Source organism: Planctobacterium sp. AWM4_229 (assembly GCF_056160305.1).
In genome coordinates, this window is the sequence record NZ_JBSWWX010000004.1 from 506,206 (window position 1) to 521,758 (window position 15,553).

13 protein-coding genes are annotated in these 15,553 nt (G+C 42.6%); 5 read left to right on the forward strand and 8 right to left on the reverse strand.

Annotated features, from left to right (window positions below; genetic code table 11):
• Positions 1–56 precede the first annotated feature (56 nt).
• From ACXAGP_RS11520 to ACXAGP_RS11540, 5 genes are read right to left on the reverse strand one after another with little or no spacing between them, the layout of a single operon-like run.
• On the reverse strand, positions 57–2,990 hold the full coding sequence (locus tag ACXAGP_RS11520) for a CHAT domain-containing protein (protein WP_475261506.1): 2,934 nt from the start codon (positions 2,988–2,990) through the stop codon (positions 57–59).
• Positions 2,991–3,039: 49 nt separating this feature from the next.
• Positions 3,040–3,480 carry a hypothetical protein gene (locus ACXAGP_RS11525; protein WP_475261507.1) on the reverse strand — a complete coding sequence of 147 codons (441 nt, stop codon included), beginning with the start codon at positions 3,478–3,480 and terminating at the stop codon, positions 3,040–3,042.
• 31 nt (positions 3,481–3,511) lie between these two features.
• Complete coding sequence (locus tag ACXAGP_RS11530; RefSeq protein WP_475261508.1) at positions 3,512–4,900, reverse strand: peroxidase family protein; 1,389 nt, start codon at positions 4,898–4,900, stop codon at positions 3,512–3,514.
• A gap of 17 nt (positions 4,901–4,917) precedes the next feature.
• Positions 4,918–5,550 (reverse strand): anti-sigma factor, encoded by a 633-nt coding sequence (locus ACXAGP_RS11535; protein ID WP_475261509.1) that lies wholly within the window; start codon positions 5,548–5,550, stop codon positions 4,918–4,920.
• Complete coding sequence (locus tag ACXAGP_RS11540) at positions 5,540–6,298, reverse strand: RNA polymerase sigma factor (RefSeq protein ID WP_475261511.1); 759 nt, start codon at positions 6,296–6,298, stop codon at positions 5,540–5,542. Before ACXAGP_RS11540 ends, ACXAGP_RS11535 begins: the two co-directional genes overlap by 11 nt.
• 231 nt (positions 6,299–6,529) lie before the next feature.
• On the opposite strand from ACXAGP_RS11540, the gene ACXAGP_RS11545 reads away from it, so the two are divergent.
• The 3 genes from ACXAGP_RS11545 to ACXAGP_RS11555 all read left to right on the forward strand — a co-directional run bounded on the left by ACXAGP_RS11545 (position 6,530) and on the right by ACXAGP_RS11555 (position 9,064).
• Complete coding sequence (locus tag ACXAGP_RS11545) at positions 6,530–7,672, forward strand: hypothetical protein (protein WP_475261513.1); 1,143 nt, start codon at positions 6,530–6,532, stop codon at positions 7,670–7,672.
• A gap of 8 nt (positions 7,673–7,680) precedes the next feature.
• Positions 7,681–8,370, forward strand: a complete 690-nt coding sequence (locus tag ACXAGP_RS11550) for a hypothetical protein (RefSeq protein ID WP_475261514.1) — start codon at positions 7,681–7,683, stop codon at positions 8,368–8,370.
• Between the two features lie 133 nt (positions 8,371–8,503).
• Complete coding sequence (locus tag ACXAGP_RS11555) at positions 8,504–9,064, forward strand: hypothetical protein (RefSeq protein ID WP_475261515.1); 561 nt, start codon at positions 8,504–8,506, stop codon at positions 9,062–9,064.
• A 273-nt stretch (positions 9,065–9,337) separates the two neighbouring features.
• Here the strand turns inward: ACXAGP_RS11555 and ACXAGP_RS11560 are convergent, their stop codons facing one another.
• The gene (locus tag ACXAGP_RS11560; RefSeq protein ID WP_475261517.1) at positions 9,338–9,604 is read right to left on the reverse strand and encodes a hypothetical protein; all 267 of its coding nucleotides are present in this window, start codon (positions 9,602–9,604) and stop codon (positions 9,338–9,340) included.
• Between the two features lie 21 nt (positions 9,605–9,625).
• Here ACXAGP_RS11560 and ACXAGP_RS11565 point away from each other — a divergent pair, with 21 nt between their 5' ends.
• Positions 9,626–11,737, forward strand: a complete 2,112-nt coding sequence (locus ACXAGP_RS11565) for an ATP-binding protein (protein ID WP_475261518.1) — start codon at positions 9,626–9,628, stop codon at positions 11,735–11,737.
• A 23-nt stretch (positions 11,738–11,760) separates the two neighbouring features.
• Here ACXAGP_RS11565 and ACXAGP_RS11570 read toward each other — a convergent pair whose 3' ends face one another.
• Positions 11,761–12,351 carry a hypothetical protein gene (locus ACXAGP_RS11570; RefSeq protein WP_475261519.1) on the reverse strand — a complete coding sequence of 197 codons (591 nt, stop codon included), beginning with the start codon at positions 12,349–12,351 and terminating at the stop codon, positions 11,761–11,763.
• 838 nt (positions 12,352–13,189) lie between these two features.
• Between ACXAGP_RS11570 and ACXAGP_RS11575 the strand changes: the two genes are divergently transcribed.
• Positions 13,190–14,524 (forward strand): hypothetical protein, encoded by a 1,335-nt coding sequence (locus ACXAGP_RS11575; protein WP_475261520.1) that lies wholly within the window; start codon positions 13,190–13,192, stop codon positions 14,522–14,524.
• Positions 14,525–14,595: 71 nt separating this feature from the next.
• Here the strand turns inward: ACXAGP_RS11575 and ACXAGP_RS11580 are convergent, their stop codons facing one another.
• Entirely contained in the window at positions 14,596–15,477 is an 882-nt protein-coding gene (locus ACXAGP_RS11580; protein ID WP_475261522.1) for an SIR2 family protein, read from the reverse strand.
• Positions 15,478–15,553: the final 76 nt, after the last annotated feature.

A 15,553-nucleotide genomic window follows, 5' to 3' on the forward strand; every position in this document is an offset into this window, starting at 1 on the left:
GCCCAGGTCTTAACAATTTCTGGAACTCGCCAACAAAGTTAACCATTTGCAACACGCTATCTTCTATTCAAGACGTATCCAGACCAGTAATAGGGATGTCTAAAACGCACTGTTGCGCGCATTTTTTCACGAGCAGAAGCGAGGGCTAATGCAGGATCATTGTGGTGAAAATAATGAGAATAAAAATGCCGGGTAAACTCCATTGAAGCGCGATCACTTACCTTCCATAGTGTGGATATCACTGTCTCTGCACCGGCATTAATAAATCCCTGAGCAATACCCAATACACCGGCACCGCGGTAATATTTACCGTTAAACGTTTCGCATCCATTTAAAAAAACGAGTTGGTTATTAAAGTGTGCTCGATTTAGTTCACTTAAAGAGAGAAAACCTGTAGCCAATGGTGAATCAACGTCCACAGGCGCAAAAAACAAGCCGATATCGGAATGATTGTCTGGGTTAAAGTAGTGATGCAAACTCAGGTGCAAAACATCACTGTTTTTGCTTGAAAGTAGTTGGGGCTTAGTGGCTTCTCTATCTAAAAATGCTGCAAAATATCCAGTAGTTAAGCTCTTTAAATTGGATAACTCCTGCTTAGCCATAGGCAGCTCATCGTTGAAACTACTATCGTTAAATTGGATGCCAGTTAATTCGGACAAGCTGAAACTACTGCCAATAAAGGTCATGTCTTCAGCCTTATTTTTGTGTGAAGAATTACCTGTATCGGGCAAACCCCGCAATATGACTTGCTCCTCTGAAAACAGTAAACTTTCCGGAAATAAATAAAGCTCACCGTCGGGAAAATAAAAGACTCGTTTATAGTTTTGTCGTGCTGCAAAATTCGGCAGCAAAGTTTGTTTAATTTCAAGGACTTTGCTTTGCGCCTCTGGCGCTCTGGTTGCCAAAGCAATGTTGGTGTCTTTTATAAGTTGTTTAATTGCTTGCACATTTTCGAGGCGTTGAAATTGCGTACCATTTTTGTCTTTTAAAAATACACCGGAAATTGCTGGGTGAAAAAGGTAGGCAAGCAATGCCTCATCATCCATCTGGAGTGTTATAGATTCATGAGCGTAGCTTGTTGCCCAAAAGGTTTTTGTGCTATCTGTTTCCCGGCTTTTGTAATTAATAATTTCTGCAAAAGTAAAATCTTCCTGTTCTACATCTTGATATAACCAATCCAGGTCTTGCGTTATGGCTTTTTTCAGTTCTTTTTGACTGTACTCAAGCCGTTGGTTTAGCAGTGCATTTGCTGTCAAGTTAGAGTAGATGTAGAGGTTTTCCCAGCGGTGTTGATTATCCTTTTTGTTTGACGGCTGTTGCCGACGAATTTGAGACTGCAACTGTCTAATCTGGAGTGTTTTTTGTAAGGCGTGGTCGATGTTTCCATTTTCAATGAGAAGCTTTACTTGATTGACAAAGTGTCCATGTATTTTTTGAATCCAATACATGCTGGTTGCTTCGGTTCCCAATTGTGATAACACGCTAAGCGCTATGTGATCCGCATGCTCAGCTAACGTGATGTTGTCGGCCTTTAATGCACTCATTTTAGAGAGTGCTTCGAATAACAAGAGTTTGTTTGAAGCCTTACTAAATGATTCACTCGCTTTTTGGAGATAGGAATATTGGTCGCCTGGCTGAGCGTGTTTCGCCAGTAGTAAATAGCTTTGTCCTATTGTTTTTAAATCTTGCGCTTCTGGGATCCTGACCAGGATATTACTAAAAGCGTCTGGTGCACCGTTATTTAATTGGGCGTGTAAGTTGGCAATCTGCAATCGCAAATCGGAATTTGTCTCATTGCTTAGAGCTTTTGATTCACAGTTAGACAGTGATGCTCGGGCTTTTTCAATCTCATTCAGAAGAATGGCTAACTCAGCTTGTTTGCAGAGCAATTTTGCGGCTCTTGGAGAGTCCTCATGTTGGCTACTTTCTGCAGAGGCTGACAGATAATAGATTGCCCGTTGCGGGTCCCCAAGCTCTTCATATATATGTGCAATATTTCTTGTCAAAAAAGCCTGGAGATCTTTATCTGGAAAGGATTGCAACAAATGTAATGCGATTAAATAATTTCTTTTCGCATCGTTTAGCTTTTCTAACATTGAATACATTCGCGCAATATTGCTGTGTATCACTATTTGATGGTTGATCACATTGAACTTTCGAGCCAGTGCCAGTGCCTGCATTTCTCTGTCTAATGCCATTTGTAAAAGCGGGTTATCCGTTTTACTGCCTTGCATTGCCCGTCGGGCGTAATAGTATCCCCAGTTGTCTTGCAGTGTAATCATGTCGCGGTGATCGATAAACCCGGGTTGCTGCGCAATTGATTCGGCGCTCCTGAGATTTACATAAGCCTTTTCAACCAAATCCTGGTGCAGCAATAACTCAGCCACCAGATAATGATAGCGGATACGCAAAGAACTCCCGACGTTGTTGTTCTGCTGTATTAGTCGCGCAGACGTATCGAATTCGGTGCGCGCTTTTTCTGTTTTGTCCAGGCGCATAAAGGCTTCTGCTGTCGCTAATGTCAAAGCGAGTCTTTGCTCCGAAGGAATGCTATTGTGTTGTAATATTGTGGAGGCTGTTTGTATCGCTTTGTCCAGAAGAAAACTATGGTACTGGACACTGAACAGCCAGTATTTAAACAGCAGTTGTTCATCGGGCTTTAGTGTGGCGATAGCGTCAAAACTGTCAAAGGCCTTAACAATTATGTCTTTGTCTTTGGACTGCAATGACTGCCAGGTGTTGAAAGCCTCAGTAATTTGATTTTCAGTTACAAATTTAGTCAATGATTCAGACAGTGAAGCCGGAGAGATAAAACAGTCTTCTTCCTGTAGCTTTTTTAGCTGTTTTTCATCAATTAATAGTAGCCCTAATTGGCTGGCTGGTTGGCTGTTTATTAATCTGCTTAACGTTGGTGCGTCACAGGAGTTTTGTAAAAAATTTGTATAGTAGGAGTTTGCAGCGCCTTTTGGCGCTGCAAATCCAATTAACATTAAGAGAAGCGTATGTAAAACGAAACGACATTCAATCATTGCGAGCTCATTAAAAACCTCTCCAACGCCACCTCGCTACATCGTTTGCTAAAACAGCATTTACGTAATGGTCTAAATGGGTTTCATTGAAATCAGGTGGAAAATCCGCAAACCGCTCATCGTTATCCGAAATCACATACTGCTGTATTTCATTGTCTTGCTCGATGCCAAAGTCCAAAACAGGAATGGCATTTCGGTGTAATTGCCACAAAATACGTTGCGTTCCCTGATCCAAAATTCTGTATAGGTGCTGTTTAATTCGAATTTCACCTGTAGGGGTAAATACGGTGGTGCTCATAACCGGACCCACGTTCTCGAGGTCGTATTCAAACGATACAATAAAGTCCCCATCAACAGGCAAGTAATGAATGGGGCTAAAACCGTCTACCGGCTCTCCGTAAGAGGAGGCTCCTTCGACAGATTCCCAGCTTTTCTTTATAACATCAGGCATAAATTTCTCCGTTTCTGGGGGGTGTAAAAAATCAAAGTGATTCTGTGAACTTTGCTAGCTCCTCAATTGAGGAAAACCTGTTGTGCGAAGTGTTTGTATTTTGCAGTAACTTAGAGAACACCTGACCGACTATCAGGCTGCCAAGTGGCCCGAGGATCCCCTTTTTCTCATATAAATCGGAGCTGGGAGAGCGAATAAGGTCGCGTAATTTCGCTCCCTCTCGCAGGATATAAAACCACAATGGGGTACTGTTGAATAAGATGCTCCGCTGAGGAATGCGGTCTAAATGGCTGAATCCTGAGAACATCCAGTCTTCCGGCGCGGTAAAATAGTTAAAATAATCTTGCAGTTGAGGAGAGTGTTTAATATAGCGTTCAATATAGGTTTGCGCGTCAGCAACACCAAAATCATGCGCGCGCATCAGGTTACGAGCACTCATTGAAATCACCTGGCGAGACGTCATATGAGGTACGTTCATTTTGACTTTTGCGGAAAGTTCCATTGCTTTGTTAGCGGGATCATCGATAAACGTGTGCCAATTGACCCGGTATAACTTATCCATGGGGGCATCACTCGTTATTTTTAGGTCAGAGCGACCAAACCCACCGTGATTGGTCTTAGCCAACATTTCGGTTAGGGTGGCGCCACGCCGTTGACCGATAGTATAAAAATGACGAACCATATTGTGACCAAACCGAAATACAGCTGCATGGAATGCCGATGGAATATCTGTATTTGCCGGATCTAATTGTATCGCAGGGCCGCCAGGCCCACCGGCAAAGTAATCTGTCCACAAGTCCTGAAACATGACATTTTTAAGAAAGTCCTGTTTCACCAGAGTGTGATAAACATCAATTGTTTGCCGTTTAGCGCCATCAAAGGACATGCCAGTTTGGATAAGGTGATTGTGGTATCGCATCCAGATAAGGGTGAATTGCGAAATCAATAAATTTTGATCGTTGCGTTCATCCGCAATAAGGGGGGTACCATTGTGGTCCCGTGGAATATCAAAGCGCTTGGCACCCTCTTTGTCAGTGAGACAAAATTTGCCCTTTTTATCAATGCCAACGTCGTTATTACCGTACAGACTCTCAAGTCGTAAAGGATTGGCAATGTTGTTGAACGCATGAGTGATACCGAAAAAAGTATCGGAGGGTTGATGGTTGTGATTGGAAAATTTGGCGATGTCGTGGGCGATAAATTGTCCGAAGTAGGTATAGATTGCTGAGAGCCTCAATTCCATGTCGCCGCTGTCTATCTGGTCTTGCTCATTGCAAACATCACCCAGACTTATCAGCTGCTCAGATGAAAACGCGGGCGTTGAAATCTGAGGGGGAGTTTCAACCGTTTCCTGATTAGCTGCCACAATGGCCGCATTATTTTCCATTTGATGGAATGCACTTTTCCACGCTTGCAACATGCGTTTTCTCCAGCGAGTTATGGGCGCACTAAAAACAGCTTAAGTATGTCCCGCTCGTTTAAATCCTGATTGGTTAACACCAAATCTACGTTTTGTTCTAACACTTCTGGCAACTGCACAACAATCACAAGTTCACCTGCTGCATTAGCTGATACTTGCTTGCTGACAAGCAAGTTGCCCGACGTCGCCTCCAGCAACTGCAATTGATATTGGGTAGGGCTAATATCTCCAGTCTGTATAAACAACGTTGCTTTATTGTTGTTATCTAGTGTGACCCTTGTTTCGGTTGCTGAAACTCCCCGCGAAGTTTCTAAAAACAGTACATTGTCACTACTATGTACTTGTAAATCTGGCTCAGACAGCAGACTTATAGTCAGTAGAGCAGAGGCCGCCAATCCTGTTACAACGCCCAACGGAAAAATGATAATCGGTGAAGAAAGTGCGTTTCTCCAGCGCTGCATTTTGTTCTCAACGGGGGCGGCAAAACTATCTTGATTTAACGCATCCATTATGGTGAGTGTCGTTTGCAAATCTTCAAATAACGCCTCATCTTCCATTAGTAAATCTTCAAACCAAGCCGCTTCCTCAGGAGTAAGCTGTTTATTCAGATATCTGACCTTTAATGTTTCATCATTTATGTCATATTTCATAATTGGCCTTGCGCTCAGGAAGACTACTTACACCATAAACGCGGTTACTGGTTTTATAGTGGCTCGTGTCGGCGAGATCTCTCACATTAACCTCAATATTTTCTGTATGACTATGATTTGACTGCAAAAATATACCCATACACAAGCAGAGCAAATAGTCCGATAGGTTGTGTGACCTGAGGTCGATATTGAGTTTTCCTGCAAGCTCTTGTTTTAAGCGTTGCTTGGCTCGGAATATGACGCGGTCATAATGTGCAGGACTAATGTTCAACTTGTTACATATCTCTGGCTTACTGAGATGTTCAACATAAGTCCATTTTAAGATGTCTCGATCTCGGGGAATATCGAACTGTTCTATGGCAATCAATACAAGCTCTGCTAGTTGGTGCCTTGAATATTCGCGTTCTGGTGAAGTGCTTGCATCAGGTACAAAATTAAAATCATCGCAATCAAATGTGGCCTGGCGTTGATATTTACGTTTGCTCTCAATGAGTAAATTCGTGCCAACACTGCGAATGAATGCCCCTAATGAGCTTTCTGAATTGATCTCATTGTTTCGGGCTTTTTGTATCACCACTACAAAGGTGTCCTGGCACAAATCAAGGACTTGCTGAGAATCGATATTTTGCCTTTCCAAAACAAATTTTAGACGGTTCCAATATTGTGCCACTAGCCTTTTCTCTGCTTGTCGGTCACCTTGCTGAATACTGTCCAAAAGGTCTCCGTGCTCGGCTAGTACTTGAGTCATATGTGAGTATTGTTCTAATTATTTTTTATTATCAAAAATACTAACCCCAAAAAATTAATTTAACAATGCTCGCTTCTATGTTAACTAATTTTTTGAATGAAATTGGTTTTAAAAATGCGAATAAACACCCGGGTAACATTGCTAGATATTTAAAAAGTTATTTCCGCTGAGAGAAATTAATTCGTACTCACACTAAGGGGATAAGTATTTAATAATTGCGAGAAAATCATAGTGAAAATTGCACAAATTGGCGCGCTAATATTAATCAGCATAGCTGCTTATGGGGAAGAAAGCACTTTGTCTGTGGATGACAATTGTCAACCCGTAAAGGAAAAATCGGTTTTGATTTTAAAGGATGAAATTTCGGAAGCAGCAATCAATGGTGAAAAAGAGAAGCTTGAAGAGTTGCTGAAAAGGAAAGCACTGATTCAAAAAAATCATCAGATAAATTGTTTACTCAATAAGCCTTCTTTGGAGAAAACAGAACAAGCGGAGTTAGCCCAACTCTCTACGGAACAAAAAGAAGCGATAAAACCCGAAGTAAAAAAAGAGTCTAACACCTCTGACAGTCATGTTATCGCTGCCTTTGAATTGGGCACTATGTGGTTGCCCGATTACAGTGACGAGACAAATGGTGGTTTTTCTGAAAACAGAGCCTATTTCGACAGTTATTTTGACGGGCGCTACGACTTTGCAGACTCTCCGGACAAAAAGGACGGGCTGAATCTTCTGCTAAATGCTAGCTTTATTGGCACATTTTACGGTTCTGGCACCAATGTTGAGCCAGAGACCGGCGAAGATAATCCAGCATCGAGCAGTATCGGCCTTCCAACGGATTTTAACCAGGTTTCTGATACGTTTGATGGTAGTTTTACATTGCGAGCTTCAACGTCATATTGCAATAACGATAGCTGGACGAAATTCGCTTGCGTACTGACAAGTGAAAATAAACACTCCAACCTGGGCGTAATTTACCGTTATGGATTTCAAAATCGCGATAAAAGGTTAGAAAATTCGGATACGGTAAATCGATATCATGGATGGGGCCTGGATTATCGCTATTATCGTTCCGATATCCCTGCTGGTAGCAACGCAATTCCGGATGTCATGATTACCTATTTGCACAATGCTAAATTTGAAGAATACGGTGCAAGAGTCTCGACAGAAGGATGTGCTGAGGGAAAGAACAGCTGCCTTCTACCCATCGAAAATGCCAAAAGAAAGCTACTCTTGTTCAACTGGAGGATCGTTAAGGACAAACCGTATTTTTTTGGATTTCGTCTGAATGCAGGCGAAGGTCAGGATGATTACGGTGTGACTTTGGGGATACGCAAGAACGGAACTGACCTTCTTTCCTTTTTTGGCATGGAGTGAGATAAATCATGAGCGACAGTATACAAGATAAAAACGGGGTGGAAATTCAGGTTTTTTCGTATCGGATTCAGCGAATGATCATCGGCATTATCGCAATAGCCTTGCCTTTTGCCGTTGTCGCAGCAAATCTACTCTCCGGATCTGGATGGGGAGAGCTAACGTCGATCAGTATTTATTATCATACAGATGGTCGGGATATTTTTGTCGGCTCGCTGTTTATTGTTGGGTCTTTTTTGATTTCTTATAAAGGTTGGTACGATGAAAGAGCCGCTGGCAAATTTTGGCTGGGGAATCAGTCAGTGTTAAGCACAATCGCGGGTATTAGCGCTTTTTGCGTGGCGCTTTTTCCGGCCAAATGCCGAACTATTTGTACTGGTAGTGAGGTCGCTGGTTATGAGTGGGTTGTACATGGTGTGGCGTCTGTTGTTTTGTTCGGCATTTTATTCGTATTCAGTATATACATTTTTCAATATGAAGACGGCTACACTACCGCTGCCAGGAAGAGACGTAACCTGATGTATAAAATTAGCAGTGTTGGCTTTGTCCTTGCTGTTATTTTAGCCGTTGCTCATTGTTTGTTTAAAGAGTGGGATAAATTCCTATTCGCTGCAGAAGCCGTGGCGCTGTTGTCCTTTGGGTGGACGTGGCTGGTGAGTGCGAAATACTTACCTTGGATGCGAGACAACGAGGCACAATAAAAAGGGCAGCAATGGGAAAAGAAACAAAACAAGGTTGATAGTGGATGTGTACTAGCAACTTGTCATATGCGGTATTTTATCTACTCTCTGGATATACAACAAGTTTTATACTTTTTACTGACAAGGAATGCTTTTGCTGCTCTCCCGGATACACCCTAATGCCCGATGGCTGACAGATGAATCTGATTTGTCTGTGATCACCATCCCGGATTTCTTGCCTGTTGAGCAGCGCAATTTGCTCTTTGATGCCCTGACAGATAACCAGCAAGCCTTCAATTATCGAGTTGCAGCGGGCAGGCCAATAACAGAGGCTATGTATTTTAGTCTCAACGAAAATCGGGACTTTTTGACAGGCAGCCCGGTAGAGAATATGGCTGAGCTGAGAATGAGCCTGGATTCAGCCTGTCAGTTTTATTTAGAGCAAGTTCGCAATTGCCTCGAGGCTCTGAGCGAAGCTCTGCGACTTGATGAGTTTGTACCAGGTGATTTGCCGCTGGACGTTGTGAATGGTCGCAAAGGGCTTCTGTCATGGCCTCAAAACGATGCGAGTGGCACGCCATATAAGTTGTCTTATCTTTATTATATGCACAGTCAACCCAAAGCATTTGACGGGGGAGCGTTACAATTCCATAAGAGCAACTCAGCATTGCCTGAAGGTTACGACTCCGACGTAATTGCCAAAATTGAACATTAAGATTATCTGCTAGTGGCATTTCCCTCTAGTCTGTTTCACGGCATTTCGGAAGTGCACAGGGATTCAAATGGGTTTGCAGAAGGTCGCTTTGTATTTGTTTCATTTGTAGGTACTTAACCAGCAAGAGCAAAGTTTACTTTACTGATTGGCTATCTATTAAAGCATTTCAAAATAATACCCGCCCAAATCACTTGTCTTCGCGCAGATATAACTCCGAATTTAGATTTGAAACCACGCAACAGATCCACATGCTCATCAGTGGCGATACTGCTGCTACGTTACCCATCGACAGTAAAGATGAAATCGGCTTGCTGAAACAAGCAGTGAATTGAATTCCCATGGTGCCAGTGCGCTTAATGAGTTGAGTATTTCTTCTTCGGTGCTTTCCAACAGATTGTTTGAGCTGAGCAATTCCTGACTATGGGAGCCGGAGATGGCACCCGGGATAGTTGGTTTCGTTGCCGAAAAGTTTCCGGGGCCGAGGGCGCGAATGCCAGACAGTATTTTTAATCTATACTGATTAAACACCGATTCAATCATTTTCGCAGGTCGAGGGCATTGATGCTACTACCGACATTGAATATCAAAACTCGTATATTGGTAGCGGTGGTTATATTTGAAGTAGTAGCTTATAGCACCATTCAGCTGTTCAACAACTACATGTATCGCAAAGAGTTGTTTGCGATGACGGACAGTCAAATTTCTGAAACCATCATTTCTGCGGCCACAAAGGTGACTTCCATCAGTACCTTGATGGAGAGAAACGCACTGGCTTTGGCGCTTGCCGGTGAACAACTTTTTCACCAGATACAAGCTGGTTTGCTTGATATCACAGAGCTTGATTCGCAAGTTGAGCAAATTCTGGTGAAAAACTTTATGGCCTTTCCCGAGGCGTTAGGAGGCGGTATCTGGTATGAGCCTTACGCTTTGAGTGAGGAGTTGCGCTATTACGGTCCATACGCTTTTCGCAAAGGAGATGAAGTTGAGTTTAGTTGGGAGCTGAGTACTCCTGAATATGATTATCCCGGCCAGGCCTGGTATATCACCGCCTTTGTAAACGATAACGCAGTGAATGAGCAAAATTTTCGGTCCGTAGTCTGGACTGCTCCTTATTTTGACGAAGCCGGAACAATGTCTTTAATGATGACAGTAGATGCGGTTATGCGGGACAAAGTGGATAACATTATTGGGCTGAGCACTGTCGATTGGGGGCTTTCCGAGCTAACCAGTTTTCTCTCTGCCGTAAAGGTAACGCGTAACTCTGTACCCTTTTTTATCCATCGCAACTCGGGGCTGTTTTTAAGTTATCCAAAAGACCCAAAAAAAGTGATGCAACGGGTTGATCAGTTTAACTGGGGAAGCCGAATATTAATGGACAATTCACTGGAAACGGTAGGGAAGATTAAGAGCATTGTACTCGAAGGGATGGAGCATGATATCTACTATTACACCACCAAAAATGGCTTTGTTTTTGGCACCTTGTTGCCGCGCAGTGATCTTGAGCAAGATATCAATGAAATCAATGCCATAACTTTAATTGCCGGCCTGCTAATTGGGTCCAGTTTTATTGTATTGATGATGTTGATTATGCGCATCTTGTTCTCTCCTTTTGACAAGGTCCTGGACCTTATCAAAAGCTCGGTTTCAAGGCGTGATAAAGACAATAAGGTTGAAATCAGCCGCATCGACTATCGCTCTGATAATGAGTTTACCCCTATCGTACTTGCGTTGAATGAGGTGAATAAACAGGTTAAAGATTATCTGCAACAAATTGTGCAGAACAACCGGGAGCTGCAGGCTTCAAAAAGTGAAGTAAAGGCGCTGAATGCCGAACTTGAGAAAAAGGTGGCATTGCGTACCGAACAACTAGAGCAAAAAACACAAGAGGCCATTGCTTCATTAGAATTGCTGAAAACCACCCAAAATCAGTGTATCGAAAATGAAAAGCACGCTGCTTTGGGGCGATTGGTGGCGGGTATTGCCCACGAGATTAACACTCCTCTTGGCGTTGCTGTGACCGCGTCTTCCACATTAGAAAGTGTTTTGCAGCAGCTGCAAAATAGTATGCGAGAGGGAAAGCTCAAGCGCAGTGAATTTGATAAGTACTGCTCCAGGCTTGAAGATTGCCTGACCATGCTCAATAGTAATTTAAAGCGCTCAGCAGATCTGGTCATGAGTTTTAAACAAATTGCGGTTGAGCAATCCACGGAAGATATCAGGACCATAGACGTTAACGATTTTTTGAAAAATCTGGTGAAAAATATTCAACCGCAATATCAAAACTGTCAGCAATTGTTGGAATACAATGAGTTAACGGAGAAGGTTACTCTGCGCTGTAACCCGGTGGCATTGACACAAGTGATCACCAATCTGATCATGAATGCCCTGGAGCACGGCTTGGGCAGTTCTGACAATGGCAAAACGGTGGTTGCGCTTTTAGTAACGAGTGAAAATATTACTATCAGTGTGCATGACAACGGCAAAGGCATGGCGACAGAGGTACAGGAGTGTATTTTTGACCCATTTTTTACAACTTCGCGCAATTCAGGAGGCACAGGGCTGGGCCTGCATATTGTGTACAACCTGGTTGTGCAGCAAATGGGGGGGGCCATTGAATGCAAGAGCAGTGAGGGCGTGGGAACCGTGTTTAGCGTGACATTACCTGCTCAGTAAGTACGACACAGCTTTTGTTGCAATTACAAGCGAGTAGCAAAATGAGTACCAACGTAATGGCAGAAATCGGTATAGGCTTGTGAATCAAAATTGACTGAGTGAGTATTCATAAATCCGTGTAAGTGTTCAGTTTGTTCAAACTCGACATGCGCGTGTTGGGATAAATCCGACATCAAATCAGCAACTGAAAAATGCTTTTCGTTGCGGGGCAATATCAGCGTAACAGGGAACAACGGTTGAATGTGTTTGTGATAACGTATTTGCGAACCATAAAAGCAGGTGGCACCGCTGACGTTGCTTAAAATTACGTCTTTCAAAGAGTCGTCTTTCCAGGAGTCGCTTTTGGAGAGCATCCATATCGCAGAGGCCCCAACACTAAAGCCCGTTAATTGCACCTTATCATTGCTGGCTTTAATTAATTTAGCTAGCTTCTTAACGTAGACCTCCAGACCAACATTTGTCATGAAATGCTCATAGGCCTGCGCTTCGTTATCGAAACTAATCTGTTCTTCGCCATACGGGGATAATATTTTACACTGATGTCCAAAGTCCCGCGCCATCGCTTCAGTGGCTTTGGTTTTGCCGAATATATCTGTGACCAGAATGTTTTTCATGATCTCCCCTGAATTATAGTGCGATGTGGGCCTGCTCTACTCACTAGTTATTGTTTAGTTTAAACACAAGTAATTGGTCCTGAGTGCCCCTGGTAACTAGTAGATGTTGATCATTTTGTATCAAGGTCAAAGAGGTGATGCCACTGTAAGGTTCACCGGAAAGACGCTCTTTTAAGCTTATTGTACCATCTGAGTTTACATCAAAAATCAGCAAGCAATTGCCTTGTTCGCCAGCAGCGTAGAGCTTCTGTTGCTTGTTTGTCAGGGAGGATTATGTTTGATGCCCTCGCTTAATATAACTTGAATTCCTCATGGAAAGGGGAGTACTTATTAAAAATAATCATAAGCGAGTAGGGGCATTATTGGGAAAGTGCCGTGACGTTTAAAACCGCTAATCATATTCTGCTCAGTTTAAGCCCCTCAACATGCAGGGGCTTTTGTTTATGCCGCGATCTTTGCTACTAACAGCCGATCACTCTTGTGTAGTGCAGCTAATAAATGTGTTCGAATTTGTTCTACCGTGAATTCGGATTTGATAATCCAGGTACAATTCAAACAATGATAATAAGCAATGTACGATTTAATGCGTTTATGTAGTTCGGTACAGTCCCGCTCTTTGGAGCTTAGTTCATAACTCACAACGTAAGAAGACATACTCTCCCCCTAATTGAAAACAGAGTTGGTTAAAAAATATACCTTAATTCAGTTTTGGTCAAATTTTTATATGTTTGTGGGTTTGATTTAGTTTTTCGGTAATTAATGTAATCCGCTGTAATTGTCATATTGGGTAGCTAAATTATCCTTATTGAAATTTTTTATAAACAGGGTTATATGAGCTATGTCAGTAGAAGAGAGCAGTGAAAAAGGTATCAAGTTATTCTTTGCTCCTTATGGAATAACGCAATACGATAAAAATCAGCGGGATGTACTAAGTCCGTTAAGTCAGCAGTTTGACAGGGTGCGCAGTGGCGACAGGGAGCAGTTAACACCGCTTGTTGATAATCTTTACAATCACGCCAAAGATCTGAACACACTCTACAAAAGTATTTCAAAGCCAGAAATGTGGCAGAAAATAACGCCTTGCGACAATATCGCCTATCAGGTGGAAACTGATTCCGCGCTGTTTACTGTATCCATAAGACCGGTGCCCAATGACTACGCGAATCAGATTTCCAGTTGCACCGCTTCCTGTTATGTCTACATGGAGCTGTACAGCAAATCAGCCCAAATTACTTCCATTTATGGCATTGGTTTCCACACAGAAAATCCGCGTTTTAACGATGAGTTGTTGGGGGAGTACATTGTTTCCTATGTGCAGAACTGGATGATGGAACTTGCTTCACAAAAGCCAGACTTTTTAGAGAAATTAGCGGAAAAAGACGTGGAGAAACGCCTCAAGAAAATGGAAGACAAGGTCATCAAGGCGGTTGAGAAAAAGATCGGTGAATTCATCCCGCCGCGAGTCATGAAATTGATTTCTTTTGCGATGGATCCCACCTTCGACAATTTCGTGAATATTGCTGAAACCACCATCATTTCCCTGATGCCGACGGTACTAGGGAAGATCCTGGCTTATGTGGCATTCGAAGTATTAAATTACTTATTCACCAATGACTACAATATTCGCTATGCCATAGTAAATCGCACCAATAACTCATTTAGCATGAGTAATTATTACGATTACTTCTCCAGTAAGTTGCCCTATGTGTTAAAAACCAAATCTAACGACAATGTTATCCATCGTCCTCATCTGGCACCTATTTTTAATGATATAAACGACAAAGAGTCGCAGCCCATGTGGGTTATTCAAGCTCCTTGTTTCACCATTAGCAATGAATCTGATTGCCCGTCAGCATTGATCAGATTTAAGCACTTCTCTCAGGATACACAGCAGGATACGCAGTATATTCTGGAAAATGTGGTAAGTGCCTATGACATTATTTACACCCAAGACAATGAACAAGGGGTGAAAATCTTTGGGGAGCATTTAAAAAGCGGCGAGCACATTTATTACGAACTGCTAAACGGTGAGCCTGCTAAACGATTGCGTTGTTCCGCAGAGAATGACTATGTACTCATTACTCAAGTCACCAACGCACTTTCGGGCGTGGGTAATGATACCTATGACGTGGTGTTAATGATCGATGAGAAGAGCGGCGAACATCTCGATTGATCTGAAATGCTGGTATTTATGACAGGCCCGGTATTAACCGGGTCCTTTTAAATACGGTTAGCGGCAGTTCTTTATGCAATTAAATCGCTGACCTTCTTGTAATAGCTAAGTGTCGAAGGCTTGGCATCAATGATATTCACCGTTACTCCTGAGCTTTTAAGCAGGTCTACCTTAGCTTTGGAGCTGGCAACATACTTCTTTGGAATGTAGTAGTGAATGTGATTAAAAATATCAATTAGGTTGGCTTTATCAATCTGTATTTTACGGCGATAGGTTAATAGCCACCAGAGATCACTTTCAATGAAATCCAGGCTCAAACCCAGAATATGAATGTTGTGAGTAAAGAAATAATCGATCCATGAGTGATGCTGCACTGTGGCGGATTTTAATTGCCTGATGAGTTGTGTGGCGGGTAGTGATTTGTAAGCATCTTTGGTGCCTGTTACCACGTAATTGCGCATGTATTGCAGATAACCGCTGTAATGGTTATAGCCTAATACAATCGAGGCTGGATGATTGGCAACACCGTGGATGTGCCAGATTGATTTGTTGTTGACCCGATGTTTGCGAAACAAGTTGTAGGTCTTTTCCGGCACAACCCCGACGTTTTTATAAGTTTTCTGTTCACTAATGGCTCTGTCGAGGCTTAGATCATAGTTAGTGGTAAAGAGATTTTCACAGGGCAAAGACACCAATAATTCGTGGATGGAATTGGGTTTTATGGCGCCAGTTTGTTCCGATATAAATTGTAATACGTCTTTTTCTTTGTAGCCGTTTTGCTCTGCCGCTTCAAAATAAAACTCTTCATAAGCCAGCGGAAACGGCTTTTTAGGATCGCTGAAATCAACGCTCGTGCCAAATTCCTGGTTCATCTTGGACAGCAAATCGCTCCAGGAATTGCCTTTGGCGCCGTTATTAATATCGTTCCCTATCAGTAAAACACCGTTGCTCATGGTTCGTTCCCTGCTGTCTTAGCGATATGAAAAGTCTGAGGAAGACTAAAATGGTAAATATTTTACTGCAATATTA